The organism is Mesorhizobium sp. WSM3862, assembly GCF_002294985.1.
Classification (GTDB): domain Bacteria; phylum Pseudomonadota; class Alphaproteobacteria; order Rhizobiales; family Rhizobiaceae; genus Mesorhizobium.
Map to the genome: position 1 here is coordinate 14,743 of NZ_NSGE01000018.1, position 13,661 is coordinate 28,403.

Genomic DNA, 13,661 nt, shown 5'->3' on the forward strand with positions numbered 1-13,661 from the left:
CAGCGGTCCCGTAGCTCAGCTGGATAGAGCACCGGCCTTCTAAGCCGATGGTCGCAGGTTCGAATCCTGCCGGGATCGCCATTAATTTCAATCACTTAGCGCTTTCCCGGCTAAGGGTTCCAACTCGAAAAAGAACCGATTTCCAACTTTTAATCCTTTTCGCGGTTCCACTTGCGGCCGAAGCGGCGGCAAGTTCGCGCTCAGCGCCTGCTTCGACACCCACGGAACGCTCGATGATGGCATGAAAGCGATCGTTCCCGAGGTGATCGCCCGCCGATGACCTGAATGTCTGATCCAAGTGGAAACACGGCGCCTTGACGAATTTGGATGCTTGAAGACGCGCGCGGTGCCCAGTATATCCGCGCCGAAGGGCAGACGGACTCAGAGTGTTACAGGAAAGTTATCTCGAATTTGTATTGCGCTGGCATCTGTATCGCAGATGGCATCGTCCGCCGCGTCCGAAGAGGCAGGCTGAGTTCGACTTTCATCAGCTGATGAAATCCCTTCCGCGCCATGGCCTTTTCATCGACCTCGGGGCCAATGTAGGCGACGTTACCCGGCACGCTCTCAGCTATGGCATGAAGGTAATCGCCTTTGAGCCGGACCCTAGGGCTCTCAAGATCTTGAAGGGCCGGTTCGGCAATGACGAGCGGGTAACGATCATTCCAAAAGCGGTAGGCGGCTCCGCGAGGACGGCAATCCTTAATCAGAGGCCCGACACGAAAAATGTCCGGATGACCGAGTGGTCATCTCTTTTCGAGGTGCCCGAGCACGCGAACGGCCCCGCCGTTGAAGTCGAGGTGATCGATCTCGTGCAGTTTCTGAGAGGGATCGAGAAACCGATTGCCGTTATTAAGATGGACATTGAGGGTGCGGAAGCGGAATGCATCGAGTCCATGCTCGATGACGGCATCTATCGGTCCATCGGTCATGTTCTGGTGGAGACGCACGAAAGGCTTTCGCTGGATTTGGCCAATCGGATCGCCGTGCTTCGCGACCGCATCAGTAGAGACGGGATTACCAATATAGACTTGGGCTGGGGCTGATCTCAGGCTGAGAATCACGAGAGCTATGGCTGGCTCATTTACTGCTAAATCGCAGAAGGGCTGCGGGGAGCTCTGCATATGTCTATCTTTTCCAAATGGTTGCGGGATGCCAGCTCTAAACTTCCGGAGAATGTTGCTATCGGCCGCCACACTTACGGCGTGACGTGGCGAAAGGTTCTGTTCCCATCGAAGGAATCACCTTTGCAAGTAGGGGCCTTCTGCTCGATCGCGGGTGACGTGCTTTTCATGTGCTCCGGTCAGCATTCGACCGGCAGCGCCACCTCATTTCCAATCCACAGCCGGATACTGAACCAACCGGAGCCGATCGGAAATGGCGGCAAACCAGGCGGCATCACGATCGGCAACGACGTCTGGATCGGCCACGGCGCCATAATTTTACCAGGAGTTGAGGTCGGCGATGGCGCGGTGGTAGGCGCCGGGGCAGTGGTCACTAGGGCCGTGCCGACCTATGCGATCGTAGGCGGGTCTCCAGCCCGGCTCATCAGATATCGCTTTTCGCAAGACGTCATCTCGAAGCTGCTGGCAATCCGGTGGTGGGAGTGGGAGGACGATAAAATAAAAAGAGAGGCGGGCGCCCTCACTGGTCCCATCGAAACTTTCATCGAGAAGCATTTTGTGACAGGCACTAGGGCTAAATAGGCCCACAAACGGTTCAAATGACCAATTCGTGTTTTTTTCTGGCGGCAGATGCCAAGTACTTTCCGTATGCATGCCTAGCAGCGCGCAGAATTCTCGACGTTTCGCGCAAAACGACGCCTGGTTTCATCATGCATCTCGGGGCAAATGAGGACGATGTCGGCATTGCGTATCGGTTGCTGAAAGACCGTGTCCGGATCGTGGACGTGACGAACTTCATGGCTAACTCGGGCTACCGTTTTCGGCCGGGGAGCGTCGCCACCTTCATCCGCCTGTTCGCCGACCGGTTCAGCGAATTCGCGGTATACGATCGCATCGCACATATCGACTGCGACGTTCTGTTCAACCGCGACATTGCCGATCTGGTGGACCAGCCTATCCACGCGCACCTGCTAGCGGCCCACGACGACTACATGTACTTCCGCCCGGGTTACCGAGACGAGATGTCGATGCAACCGGGCGCGCCCTATTTCAATGCCGGCATTATCGTCTTCAACATGCGGCCGGTGCGAGAGGAAGACCTGTTGAAGCAGGCCCGAAAGCTCGCCGTTGACGGACAAATGAACGACCAGAACGCGCTCAATGTCGCCTTCGAGGGCAAATGGCAGACGATGCACCCGAACTGGAATCTGATGTCGAACGGGGCCCGGGATTATCGGTTTTCTCAGGCCTATGCACGGCATTTCGCGGGCGGCAAGCCTTGGGGCAGCCAGATTGGAGTCGAGCTTGAAGCCCTCAAGATCTGGCGTGATCTGGCAGAGGATACGCCTTGGAATAAGCCCTTCCGGCAGCGGCTGCCGTTCGAGCGCGGGATAACGAAACGCTTCCTCCGCCGCTTCGATGCCGTCGGCGGTCTCTTCGGTAACGACGTGCATCGCCGCCGCGCGCGTTACGACGCGGCGAAAATGCACCAGATCTACGCAAGGCAAGCGGAAGAGGGCGCGATGGCCGTACAATTCCCGGAGGTGCTCGGCGGGTTTGGCTGATCTTCTTGCCAAATCGGCCGCATCCTGTGGATATTAGCCGCCCGTTCACCATGACTCTCTCTTTGCATTGAGCGCCGGCGGCCGGCTCGTTGAAATGGCACGGCCTGAACAACAGGCGCCCCGAAAGTCCAGCGGCCGGCGTTTTCATGTAGCCCCGTCAGGATGTCCGCAAGGGCGTGCTGAAAGTATGCGTCGGTCGCTGCTCTCACTCGCCGGGATGCCGCAACCGATACCGCACAAAATCAAGCCCGCCCCGGCGATGGGAAGCCGGAACGGGCTCGGCTTGGGTCTGGAACCCTGTAGTCAGGAGACTACGGGGAAGTAACAGGTCGGCGGCTGCAATGTTCCGAATTTTCTGGCTTACGGGCTGCCGGGAGCAAGTCCTTGGCGGTAATTCGAGACGATCCGGGTGGCGGATTTTTCCGCACGGGATCGCGACACGCTTCAGGCCAGCAGGCCGGCGGCCTTCGCTGCCTTGCGCAGGGTTTTGCGGGCTTCGGTAGGACTTCTCAAGCCGTCGAGCGCGTCGCGGCAGACGCGGCTTGCCGACCGCCAGGCGCGGTCGCGCGCCCGCCTTGGCCAGCGCAGGTCGAGGCATTCGACTGCCTCGAAGCAGCTTGAGACCTTGCGATGTCCGCTTGGTTCGAAATCGATCACGACCGGCTCGGAAAACCAGACGTCGTTCATCACATGCTCCGTTCGTATGTTGGTCTTTTGATAAGCAACGGCGCCGGCAGGCGCCTGTTGGGATGCGGGCCCGGGATGATCGGCGGACCCGCGCATTAACCAAAAACTGCCGATAAGGTTCCGGAGAATTTTAGAGATCAGCGATGGGCGGCCGGAGTTGGCTCACGCAGCGGATTCGTTGCGCCGGCGCGCCGCGCAAAAATATGTGCCGACAGGCGGATGAACGCGGGAAGCCTTCTATGGTGATTGCCGCGCCCGCACCCACCATTACCGTCGCCACGCTGATGGGGACCGCTTTCGGGCTCTATTGGGAGGTTGGGCGCAGCCAGTTTTACATCGAACCGGACAGCAAGCAGCGGTTTCGGCCGGCGCGGAAGCGTCCGGTCAATTCGCGCGTCGTGTCGCTCTTCTGCAGAAGACAGGATGCCGCCTTGGGACTATTCGACCAGCACATGCGCTTCGCGGGCTGCGCTGATGAAGGCTTCCCTGGCATTGTCGGCCGGAACGTCGCCGCTCATAGCCCGGCGGCAGGCGCGCAGCGCCGCGCCATGCTGCGCGCTGCCGGCGTCGCGCCATTGGCCCGTCAGCAGTTCCACAGCCTGCTGGGCGTTGGAAATGTGTCGGATCGAGCCTGCCACGCCGACGGCGACTTCGACCGGCCTGGAAAACCATCCCTGGATCATCGCGAAACCCCTGATGCGTTGTGAGCGGATGATAAACGCGCCACCGCGCGGCAAGTTTCATCCCGATATTTCAACAGGATGTGAGCAGCGCGCCGGTAGCAGGCGTGGCTGCCGCCTATCTTCCGAGCGGCTTGCGGGACAGTTCGATGAGTTCCGTCTCATCGGTGATGCCGGCCATGTAATTGGCGATGATGCGGGAGGCGCGCGCCTCCTTCTGCTCTTCGGTTTCTCCATCGATGCGGCCGCTCTCGAAGACACGCCCCAACAGCGCCGTCTCGGCGGGCGTGAATGTGTTTCGCGACATATTGGACACGGGCTTCTTCCTCCAGCTCATGTCCCCCTTGCTCCCCGGCTAAACATTAGCACGGGTTCGGAAACGAGAGTGAGTCCTCAAGGAAACGGCGACAACGCGAGTACTTTTCGCGGCGCCCGGCCGGTCTGGTTTTCGTCTCGTTGTCTGCCCGACGGCATGCCGGAGATGGGGCGAGCTTCGCTATCTTGCTGAAAGGACGAAGCGCTGATACTCATTAGCGGCGCGGAATTATTCCGAGTCTGCGCCAACTTGCGTCGCGCAGCAACGCGGCGCAGGCTGTCCGAGACCAAGATCCCGACGTGGTGGCAACCGGGTTACGGAGGGTATTGGTCGAACAAAGAAGCAGGGCAGGTTCCGACGGCGTGTCGGAGCAGGCCCATCAAATGCTCTGGAATTCCGAAGCCATTGCCCCCGTGGCCTCGGAAGAGCATGAACATGGGGAAACCGATGGTGACCAAGAAACTTACCGCCAACGCAGAAAGCGCGGCAGCCTTTCTTGCGGTGATGGGCAACGAGAAGCGTTTGCTCATCATGAACTACCTGGCCGAGGGGGAATTGTCTGTCGGCGCGCTCGCCGACAAGGTCGAACTCAGCCAGTCCGCACTCTCCCAGCATCTGGCCAAACTGCGCAGGTTTGGCCTGGTCGACACCCGCCGCGACCGCCAGATGGTCTATTATTCCTGCAAGTCGTCCGCGGCGCGTGAGCTCCTCGTTCTGCTCGACGGTCTGCTGACCATGGACAGGCCGCTCGCCGGCCCGGCCCGGCAGGCTCTTGTCGAAAGAATGCGGCCGCCGCAGGCCGCCTGAACGGCTCCGACGCGGGCGAGGGCGAGCAGCCTTCGCCTGCACGGCGCGCCCTCTGAAGGCGCGATGCAAACAGGATGGCAATGCGCCGGCCGGGCATACCTGCCCTGGCCGCACTTTATCATCACTTCATTCGCCGGGACGCGATCCTGGCCAGAATGCTGCTGCCGGAGAAACCGGTAGCGGCCGGATTTCGTCATGTCGTCACGGGCTGGCCGCCGTCGTCGCCGATCCGGCCCGACTTCTCGCAGTCCTCCCATCACTTTTGATTGAAGGATGATGCGCCGGCGCGGTCGCGGATGCTCACAAGCCGATGATATTATAGCACTTTTCTGCCGCCGCCGCCTGCTCCCGGCACGCCGAGGTTTACGGATTTGTAAATCGCGCGCCGGACTTCGGGTGGCTAGACTTTTACGCGATCCACACCCCCGGATCACCACGGGCCAGACACTTTGGCACCGTCAGAGGCTCGCCGCTCCCGGCGGGCCTCTTTCGTTTTGGGACAAAGCCGCGGATTTACGGTGCGGCCCGCCGGCGCGCAATCACGCTTCGCGCGGCGAGCACCAGCACGGTGATGATGATCAGGATCACCGAAAGGGCTGCGATCGCCGGATCGATGTTGTCGCGCAGGCCCATCCACATCAGGCGCGGCAGCGTGATGGCGTTCACCGAGGTGATGAACAGCGTCACGCCGATCTCTTCCCAGGAGAGCACGAAGGAGAGGAGCGCCGCGGTGACGATGCCGAACTTGATGTTGGGCATGATGACGCGCGTCGCGCGCTCCCACACGCTGGCACCCAAGCCTCGTGCGGCGAGGTCGATGCGCCGATCGAGCTGGCTGAGCGAGACCAGGATCAGAACGGTGGCGAAGGGCACCGTCATCACCGAATGCGCCATCGCGACACCCAGCCAGGTGTCGTAACCGAAGAAGGATGAGATGCCGGAGACCGAGGTGAGCAGGAAATACAGCGTCACCGCCGAGACCACCGGCGGCACCACCATTGGCAAAAGGACGAAGCCGACCAGGGCGGCGGTGAAGCGCGGCTGGAACATCCACACGCCGAGGCTGAAGGTGAGCGCGAGCACCGTGGAAAGCGCGCTGCTGACCACACCGATGCGGATCGAGAGCAAGATGGACTCCAGCCAGCGCGGATCCTCGATCAGCGAACGGTAGTGGCGCAGCGACAGTTCGCCGGTCGGCATGGTCAACATGCGGCTCGGCGTCAGCGACACCGGGATGACGGCGAGCAATGGCATAAGCAGGAACAGCGCCACCAGGACGGCGAGGATGAGCGAGACGGGACCGGGGCGGTAGGTGGGCATCTTGCTACACCAATTGCTTCGGTTTGACGTAGCGGAACAAGAGCGCCATCAGCGCGCCGACGAACACCACCAGCACGACGCTGATTGCCGCGCCCAGTCCCCAGTCCGGACTCTGGAAGATGCGGAGATAGATGAGTTCGGCGATCATCACGCTGCGGCCGCCGCCGAGGATCGCCGGCGTGACGAAGAAGCCCAGAGAGAAGACGAAGGTGATCATCGCCGAGCCGATGATGCCCGAGCGCGTCATCGGCACGAACACCGTCCAGAAGGTGCGCATGCGGCTGGAGCCAAGCCCGCGCGCCGCGAGCAGCACGCGCTCGTCGAGGCTGCGCATGGCCGAAGCCAGCGGAAATACCGCAAAGGGGATGAGGAAATGCGACATGCCGACGATGACGCCGAACTCGTTGCGCACGAGCGTCAGCGGCTCGGAAATGAAGCCGATCGATTGCAGCCAGGTGTTGACGAGGCCGCGGTTGGACAACAGCGCCACCCAGCCGAAGGCGCGCGTCAGCACCGAGATCCAGAACGGCACCAGGATGCAGAATTCCGCAAGCACGCGCTGCACCGGGCTGCCGCGCACCCAGACGACCGTAATCGCATAGGCGGCGGTGACGGAAACGATGGTGACGATCGCCGCGATGCGCAACGTGCGGACGAATACCGACTGCACCAGCGGGTCGCTGACCAGCGCGCCATATTGGCCGAGTCCCGGCGTCGGCAAGGTGAAGCTCCACTTCACCACGCCGAGGAAAGGCCAGGCATAAGCAAGGACCAGGAACAGGAGCAGCGGCGCCATCAACAGCGCCGCGCCCGTCCTGTCGGAGAGGGTGCCCCTCATGTCAGTTCAGCATCTCCGCCCGCTCAAGCCGAGATGATCTTGGTGTATTCGTCGAGCGCCGCGCCGTAGTTCTTGGCGTACCACTCCATGTCGAGCGGGATCTGCTTCTTCATGTTTTCCGGATCGACCGGGTTGATGCGCTTCTTGTCGGCCGGGATCAGCGCGTCGGCCGCCGGGTTGGCCGGGCCCTGGCCGAGTTTGTCGAACATCACCAGTTCCTTCTGCGGATCCTGCGTGCTGGCGATGAACTTCATCGCAGCTTCCTTGCCGCCGGGGTTGTTCTTCAGAACCGCGAGCGCGCCGGGCGAGATCAGGCCCTGGTCCCAGATGAACTTGATCTGGCCGCCCGAGTCCTGCTCGATCAGCGAGGCGCGCGTCGACCAGACGATCGCCATGGAAGCCTCGCCGTTGAGCAGCACGCTCTGGCTTTCGGCGCCGCCGCCCCAATAGGAGACGACGTTTTCCTTGAAGGCGGCGATCTTGTCATGCGCGCGCTTGAGGTCGAGCGGATAGAGCGAGGCGGGTGCCACGCTGTCGGCGAGCAGGGCGGCTTCCCAGCTCGACACGCCCCATTTGTAGAGCGAGCGCTTGCCGGGGAATTTCTTCACGTCGAAAAAGTCGGCCATGCCGGTCGGCGCATTGGAGCCGAACTTCTGCGAGTCGTAGGCGATCACGTAGGAGAAGAAGTAGGTCGACGCGGCAAATTCCCAGCCGAAGCCCGGCCGCATCTTGCTCTTGTCGACGATCTTGTAGTCGATCGGCTCGAGCATGCCCTGGCCGCCCAGCGTAATCGCCGAGAACGGATCGACGTCGACCAGGTCCCAGGTCGGCGCGCCGCTCTTGAACTGCGCGGCGATCGCGCCCTCGGTCGGGCCCGAGCCGTCCATCTTCACCGGGATGCCGGTATCCTTGGTGAAGGCCTGGCCGTAGGCGGCGTCGTAAGCGGTGATGGCGTCGCCGCCCCAATTCACCAGCACCAGCCCCTTGGTCTCGGCTTGAGCATGGGTCGAGCGCAGCAGCATCGGCGTGCCGGCGAGCACGAGGCCTGCAAGCTGCGCGAATTGCCGGCGCGAGATCTCGCCGCGTTTTGCCCTCTCTGCGAGGGAGTCGATGGTCTGTTTCTTGGTCTCGTTCATGTCAGTTCCCCTTGTTTTAATTGATCTGATCCGGAACCGACGCGGCGAATTCACGCCGCTTCGGCGCTCATTGTCCTCCGTCCGGCAGGAGGAAGCCCTTTTCCGCCGGCCAGGTCAGCCAGACGGAATTGCCCTTGCTCAACGCTGCCGCGGCCACCTCGTTCGGCACCGAGACGGTGACCTTCGCACCCTGGCGCGTGGTCAGGTCGAGCTTGGTCGCCGCACCCAGATAGGTCGAAGCGACAGCAGTGGCGGCGATGCCGTTTTCGCCGGCCGCTGCCTCCGGCGCGATCGACATGTGTTCCGGCCGGATTGCCAGGATAGCGTCGCCGCGGACCTTTTCTGCTTTGCAGCGCATGTTGACCGCCCGGTCCTCGCAGACACCGGTGGCGCCATTATCGGCGGGCTTGACGCCCTTCACGGGCAGCATGTTGATCTCGCCCAGGAACTCGGCGACGAAGCGGCTGGCCGGCCGGTCGTAGACCTCGTCCGGCCTGCCGACCTGCAAGAGCTTGCCGTGATTGAAGATGGCGACGCGCGAGGAAAGCGCCAGCGCCTCGCTCTGGTCGTGAGTGACGAAGACAAAGGTGGTGCCGGTCTCCTGGTGCAGCCGCTTCATCTCGGCCTGCATCTGGCCGCGCAGGCTCTTGTCCAGCGCCGAGAACGGCTCGTCGAGAAGCAGCACGCCCGGCTCGAACACCAGGGCGCGGGCGAGCGCCACGCGCTGCTGCTGGCCGCCGGAAAGCTGCGCCGGCAATTTCTTCTCGTGACCTTTGAGACCGACGCGCTCGACCATCTCGCCGACACGGCTTTTGATCTCGGAAGCCGATTTCTTGCGCACCTTGAGCGGAAAGGCGATGTTCTGTTCCACGCTCATATGCGGGAACAAAGCATAGCCCTGGAATACCATGCCGGCGGCGCGCTGTTCGGCCGGCCGGTCGGTAATGTCGGTGCCGTCGCTGAAAAGCCTGCCTTCGCTCGGCTGCACGAAGCCGGCCAAGATCATCAGGAAGGTGGTTTTGCCGGAACCGGATGGCCCAAGCAGCGTCAGGAACTCGCCGCGGCCGATATCGAGCGTGAGATTGTCCAGCGCCCGGAACGAGCCGAAGCTCTTGCCTATCCCGTTCGCCTTGATCTCTGCGGCCCGGCCGGGTTGCTGCATCCTGCCTTCGTCCTCACGCTTGTTTCAAATCGTATGCACGGCGCGCGTTCACCGCAACCGAATAGTTTTCCTCTGTTCGGCAAATTTGATTCACGGGTGGGCAGGTGGCGGGAGCGTCTCCCGGACTCGGGCGTTCGGCGCGCTTCGCGATTGGCGAAAGCGTTCATGCCGTCGTCATTCCAGGGCGGAGCAAGGAGCGGAGCGACGCGCGCAGACCCTGGTTGCCATGCCGTGACCTCTGGGAGTTGCAACGGTGCAGAATTCTGATCGAGCGTGCCTTTCGCGATCGCCACGGAATGGAATCTTTGGGTCAAGTCCGAGCATGGCGACCGGACGTCGCTCCGAGGGACATCCTAAGGCGTGCCGGCGTCCCCCCGCCTTCAATACTTCGCCAGCCTGCTTTCCAAAAGCTTCGCCCGCAGCCAGTCGCTGAAGGCATTGAGTACCGGGTGGCCCGCCTTGGCATGCTCGAAGACCAGATAGTAGGAGCGCGGCGAGGGTACCGTCGCTTCGAACGGCTTGACCAGCCGGCCCTCGCTCAGCGCCCGGCGGCCGGTCAGCTCGTCTCCCATGGCGATGCCCTGGCCGGCGATTGCCGCCGAGAAGACGAGGTTCATGTCGGAAAAGAAGATGCCGCTTTCGGTATCGGGATTTTCCACCTTGGACAGCGCCAGCCAGCGCGCCCAGTCCTCGGTATCGCTGAGATGCAGCAAGTTGGCGCGCAGCACGTCGGCGGGCTTGGAAAAGCCGCCCACCTTGTTGAGCAACGTCGGGCTGCAGAGCGGGGTGAAGGAGACCTCGCAAAGCAGCTCCACCGCGCGGTTCGGCCAGTTGCCGACGCCGAAGGCGATGAAGGCGTCGGCCTCCGGATTGCTGACATCGTCGAGTCGCCGCGGCGTCAGCACCGAGAGCGCGACGTCCGGATACATCTGCTGGAACTCGCCGATATGGGTGCACAGGAACATCGAGGCGAAGCCCGGCGGACAGGAGATGCCGAAGGAGCCGCCGACGCCGGCGCCGCTGTTCTGCGTCCCCGCGTCGCCGAGCACGGTCAGCGCTTTCCTGACATCGGCGGCATAGCGCTGGCCGCGCGGCGTCAGCGCCACGCCCTTGCCGATGCGCTGCAAGAGATCGAAGCCGAGGTCGCGTTCGAGCAGCCTCAGCTGATGCGAGACGGCGCTGCGGGTGAGGTGGAGTTCATCGGCCGCGCGCCACACGCTGCCGTGACGAGCAAAACTGTCGAGGGCGCGAAGCGCCTGCGTGGAAGGTATGCGCAAGAGGCCTCAGGTGAACCGAATTTGCACGAGCCGGGAAAACATATCACTTTTTGAAGAGCCGCTTCACTGCTTTCTTTGCGGCATGGAGAAACCGGTGACGACATCAGCGCAGGAAACGGCACTGGCCTGCATCGACGGCATCCAGCCGCTCTTGTCGGCCTGGACGCGCACCATCTTCGACCTCGGCGAGACCGCCTGGCGCGAGTACCAGTCCGCAGCCTGGTATGTCGACCGGCTGAAGCGTGAGGGCTTTTCGGTGGAAGAGGGCTCGGGCGGCATGCCGACCGCCTTCTGCGCGCATTGGACGAATGGCGAAGGACCGACGATCGGCATGTATGCCGAATACGACGCCGTGCCCGGCAACTGCCAGGATGCCGTGACGGTCAAGCAACCGCGGGCGGGGCTCAGCGTCGAGGCGGGTGGCCATACCGATCCGCATTCGGGCCTCGGCATTGGCAGCCTCGGCGGGCTGCTCGCCGCCAAGGCCGCGATGCAGCAGCATGGCATTCAAGGCACGCTGCGCTTCACTGGCGAGCCGGCAGAGAAGGTGAGGGGCTCGAAGCCGATCCATGCCGCCAAGGGCTATTATGACGGCCTTGCCGGCATGATCTCCTTTCATCCCTTCTACATGCTGCCGCTCTGCAACACCGCGCGCTGGGACACGCATTGCGGCGCAGGCTATGCGATGATCTACCGCTTCATTTGCGACGAGCCTCAGAACTGGGGCCGCGCAAGCGACGGCGCCCCGATCCCGCAGGCGCATTCCGCGGTCAGGGCGCCAGGTGCCAACGACGCGCTGATGATGATGTACATGGCTTCCAAGGCGCTGCGCGATTCCATGCTGACGCACCAGGGCGGCTGGTCGATTAGCGAGGCGATCCTGACCGCGGGCCAGGCGACCGCCGACAATCTGCCGGCCGGCCTTGCCGAGATCCAGTACATGATCCGCGTGCCGACCATCGCCATGGCCGAGCAGGTGACCGCCGTGCTCGACAGAAACGCGGAAGCGGCGGCGAAGATGAGCGGCTGCCGCTACGAACGCCACTGGGTGTCGAAGTCGCGCCCGGGACTGGCCAACCACGCCATGGCCGGCATCACCTATGAAGCGCTCTCGACCGTCGGTCCGCCACAGTGGAACGAAGAGGCGAGGGCGATCGCCCGCGAGGTCCAGGTCAATGCTGGCGGCGAGGCGACCGAGAATCCGTTCATTGACGAACTGGAGCGCCTTATCACGCCGCAGGAGGCCGAGGCGATCCTGCGGCGCGACCTGCCGCCCTCGCAGGTGAATTCGACCTCGGACGACTATACCGACATGAGCTGGCACGCGCCGACATCGCGCTTGTACGTCGCCCGCCCGGCGCTGCGCTCGGCAAACGGCCACGCCTATCCCGCCTGGGTGATGAATGCGTTGGGCGGCATTGCGGCCACCATCGACCCGATGGTGACCTGCGCCTCCAAGACCGTCGCGCTCACCGCGCTTCGCCTGCTGGAAGACAAGGCGGCGCGCGATGCGGCCATGGACGAATTCGTCAAGCGAACCGGCGGCGGCGCCGGCGGCTCGAACTGGATCGCGCCGCTTTGTGACTACGAGCCGCCGATAAACTTCCGCTGGCCGGAATATGTTACCACCGCGCGCGGGCGCGACTGGTGGATACCGAGCAGCCAATGATCTCAAGCAGACCGACCCACGAGGAGAACACCATGACCGTCCATGACCGCATCGTCGCCGAGCCGTTCTCGCTGCAGCGCCGCAATCCCAATGGCGGCACCAAGCCGCTCACTGCCTGGGGCTTCGCCAACGAGACCGACGTTCTGACCGACGTGCTGCTCGGCTCGCCCAATTTCCTTCGCCATCTTTCGACCAGTTCGCTGTCCAGAAAGCATCTGCGCGAGGCGCCCTGCAACATCCAGATCGCCCAGGCGCAGCACAAGGACCTCGTCGCCGCTTACGAGCATTTCGGCGTCACCATCCACTGGCACGAGCCGACGCCGGAACTGCCGATGCAGGTCTATTCGCGCGACTCCAGCGTCATGACGCCCTACGGCGCGTTCATCACCGCAATGGCCAACTGGTGGCGGCGTGGCGAGAACTACGCCGCCATCCGCACCTATGAGAAGCTCGGCATCCCGATCTACGACATGGTGACCGCCGGCACCTTCGAGGGCGGCGACTTCAACGTCATCGAGGAAGGCGTGGTGCTGATCGGCTGCGGCGGCGCCCGCACGCAGGAGGAGGGCGCGCGCCAGGTGCAGGCCTGGTTCGACAAGGAAGGCTGGGAGACGCGCATCGCCTTCATCGACGAGTACTACGTGCACATAGACCTGATGGTGGTGCCGATCGCCGAAAAGCTCACGGCCGTCTGCCTTGCCTGCACCGAGCCCGGCATCGTCGACTGGCTGAAGGGCAAGGGCCACGAGATCATCGACGTGCCCTTCCAGGATACGATGGCGCTCGGCTGCAACTTCATGTCGCTAGGCAAGGACAGGGTGATCGCGCCGACCTCGAGCAAGACGCTGATCGAAAAGCTGAAGGCACGCGGCTTCGAGGTGGCGGCCGTCGAGATGAGCGAGATATCCAAGACCGGCGGCGGCATTCACTGCATGGCGCAGGCGCTGAAGCGGGTGAAGGCGTAGGAGCACGGCGCCGAAGCTGCCAATCTCCCCCGTTGAGGGCAGGGCTATCGCATATGAGTAAAGAGTTCATAGAAGAAGTCTTTGCTCCAATTGGCCCTGCGCATCTTGCTGGCGA

General features: G+C 62.8%; 14 protein-coding genes, 1 tRNA gene and 1 pseudogene. 8 read left to right on the forward strand and 8 right to left on the reverse strand.

Annotated features, from left to right (window positions below; translation table 11 throughout):
• The first annotated feature begins 4 nt into the window (after positions 1–4).
• The 4 genes and pseudogenes from CK224_RS30115 (at position 5) to CK224_RS30130 (ending at position 2,689) form a co-directional block, all read left to right on the forward strand.
• Positions 5–81, forward strand: a tRNA-Arg gene (locus CK224_RS30115).
• A 305-nt stretch (positions 82–386) separates the two neighbouring features.
• Positions 387–1,046, forward strand: coding sequence for an FkbM family methyltransferase (locus CK224_RS30120; protein WP_141245912.1), 660 nt, complete (start codon positions 387–389; stop codon positions 1,044–1,046).
• A 330-nt stretch (positions 1,047–1,376) separates the two neighbouring features.
• A pseudogene (locus CK224_RS32550) lies at positions 1,377–1,628 on the forward strand (DapH/DapD/GlmU-related protein); the annotation flags it as partial.
• A 95-nt stretch (positions 1,629–1,723) separates the two neighbouring features.
• Positions 1,724–2,689, forward strand: a complete 966-nt coding sequence (locus tag CK224_RS30130) for a glycosyltransferase (RefSeq protein WP_095784322.1) — start codon at positions 1,724–1,726, stop codon at positions 2,687–2,689.
• Positions 2,690–3,133: 444 nt separating this feature from the next.
• Here CK224_RS30130 and CK224_RS30135 read toward each other — a convergent pair whose 3' ends face one another.
• From CK224_RS30135 to CK224_RS30145, 3 genes are all read right to left on the reverse strand, one after another.
• Positions 3,134–3,376 (reverse strand): DUF982 domain-containing protein, encoded by a 243-nt coding sequence (locus CK224_RS30135; RefSeq protein ID WP_066999301.1) that lies wholly within the window; start codon positions 3,374–3,376, stop codon positions 3,134–3,136.
• Positions 3,377–3,813: 437 nt separating this feature from the next.
• Entirely contained in the window at positions 3,814–4,059 is a 246-nt protein-coding gene (locus CK224_RS30140) for a DUF982 domain-containing protein (RefSeq protein ID WP_059186167.1), read from the reverse strand.
• 115 nt (positions 4,060–4,174) lie between these two features.
• Entirely contained in the window at positions 4,175–4,393 is a 219-nt protein-coding gene (locus tag CK224_RS30145) for a hypothetical protein (protein WP_245299680.1), read from the reverse strand.
• 426 nt (positions 4,394–4,819) lie between these two features.
• Here CK224_RS30145 and CK224_RS30150 point away from each other — a divergent pair, with 426 nt between their 5' ends.
• Positions 4,820–5,179, forward strand: coding sequence for a metalloregulator ArsR/SmtB family transcription factor (locus CK224_RS30150; protein ID WP_066999308.1), 360 nt, complete (start codon positions 4,820–4,822; stop codon positions 5,177–5,179).
• 74 nt (positions 5,180–5,253) lie between these two features.
• Positions 5,254–5,445, forward strand: a complete 192-nt coding sequence (locus CK224_RS30155) for a hypothetical protein (RefSeq protein WP_095784323.1) — start codon at positions 5,254–5,256, stop codon at positions 5,443–5,445.
• 247 nt (positions 5,446–5,692) lie between these two features.
• Here the strand turns inward: CK224_RS30155 and CK224_RS30160 are convergent, their stop codons facing one another.
• From CK224_RS30160 to CK224_RS30180, 5 genes are all read right to left on the reverse strand, one after another.
• Positions 5,693–6,499 (reverse strand): ABC transporter permease, encoded by an 807-nt coding sequence (locus tag CK224_RS30160; protein WP_095784324.1) that lies wholly within the window; start codon positions 6,497–6,499, stop codon positions 5,693–5,695.
• A gap of 4 nt (positions 6,500–6,503) precedes the next feature.
• Positions 6,504–7,337, reverse strand: a complete 834-nt coding sequence (locus tag CK224_RS30165; protein ID WP_066999251.1) for an ABC transporter permease — start codon at positions 7,335–7,337, stop codon at positions 6,504–6,506.
• Positions 7,338–7,360: 23 nt separating this feature from the next.
• A complete protein-coding gene (locus tag CK224_RS30170) occupies positions 7,361–8,473 on the reverse strand; it encodes an ABC transporter substrate-binding protein (protein WP_095784325.1) in 1,113 nt (370 codons plus the stop codon).
• A 67-nt stretch (positions 8,474–8,540) separates the two neighbouring features.
• Entirely contained in the window at positions 8,541–9,635 is a 1,095-nt protein-coding gene (locus CK224_RS30175; RefSeq protein WP_066999257.1) for an ABC transporter ATP-binding protein, read from the reverse strand.
• Positions 9,636–10,015: 380 nt separating this feature from the next.
• A complete protein-coding gene (locus tag CK224_RS30180; RefSeq protein WP_095784326.1) occupies positions 10,016–10,912 on the reverse strand; it encodes a LysR substrate-binding domain-containing protein in 897 nt (298 codons plus the stop codon).
• Positions 10,913–10,994: 82 nt separating this feature from the next.
• Here CK224_RS30180 and CK224_RS30185 point away from each other — a divergent pair, with 82 nt between their 5' ends.
• Together CK224_RS30185 and CK224_RS30190 are read left to right on the forward strand one after the other, a co-directional pair.
• Positions 10,995–12,581, forward strand: a complete 1,587-nt coding sequence (locus CK224_RS30185) for an amidohydrolase (RefSeq protein ID WP_176478063.1) — start codon at positions 10,995–10,997, stop codon at positions 12,579–12,581.
• A gap of 32 nt (positions 12,582–12,613) precedes the next feature.
• Positions 12,614–13,546 (forward strand): dimethylarginine dimethylaminohydrolase family protein, encoded by a 933-nt coding sequence (locus CK224_RS30190; RefSeq protein ID WP_095784327.1) that lies wholly within the window; start codon positions 12,614–12,616, stop codon positions 13,544–13,546.
• Positions 13,547–13,661: the final 115 nt, after the last annotated feature.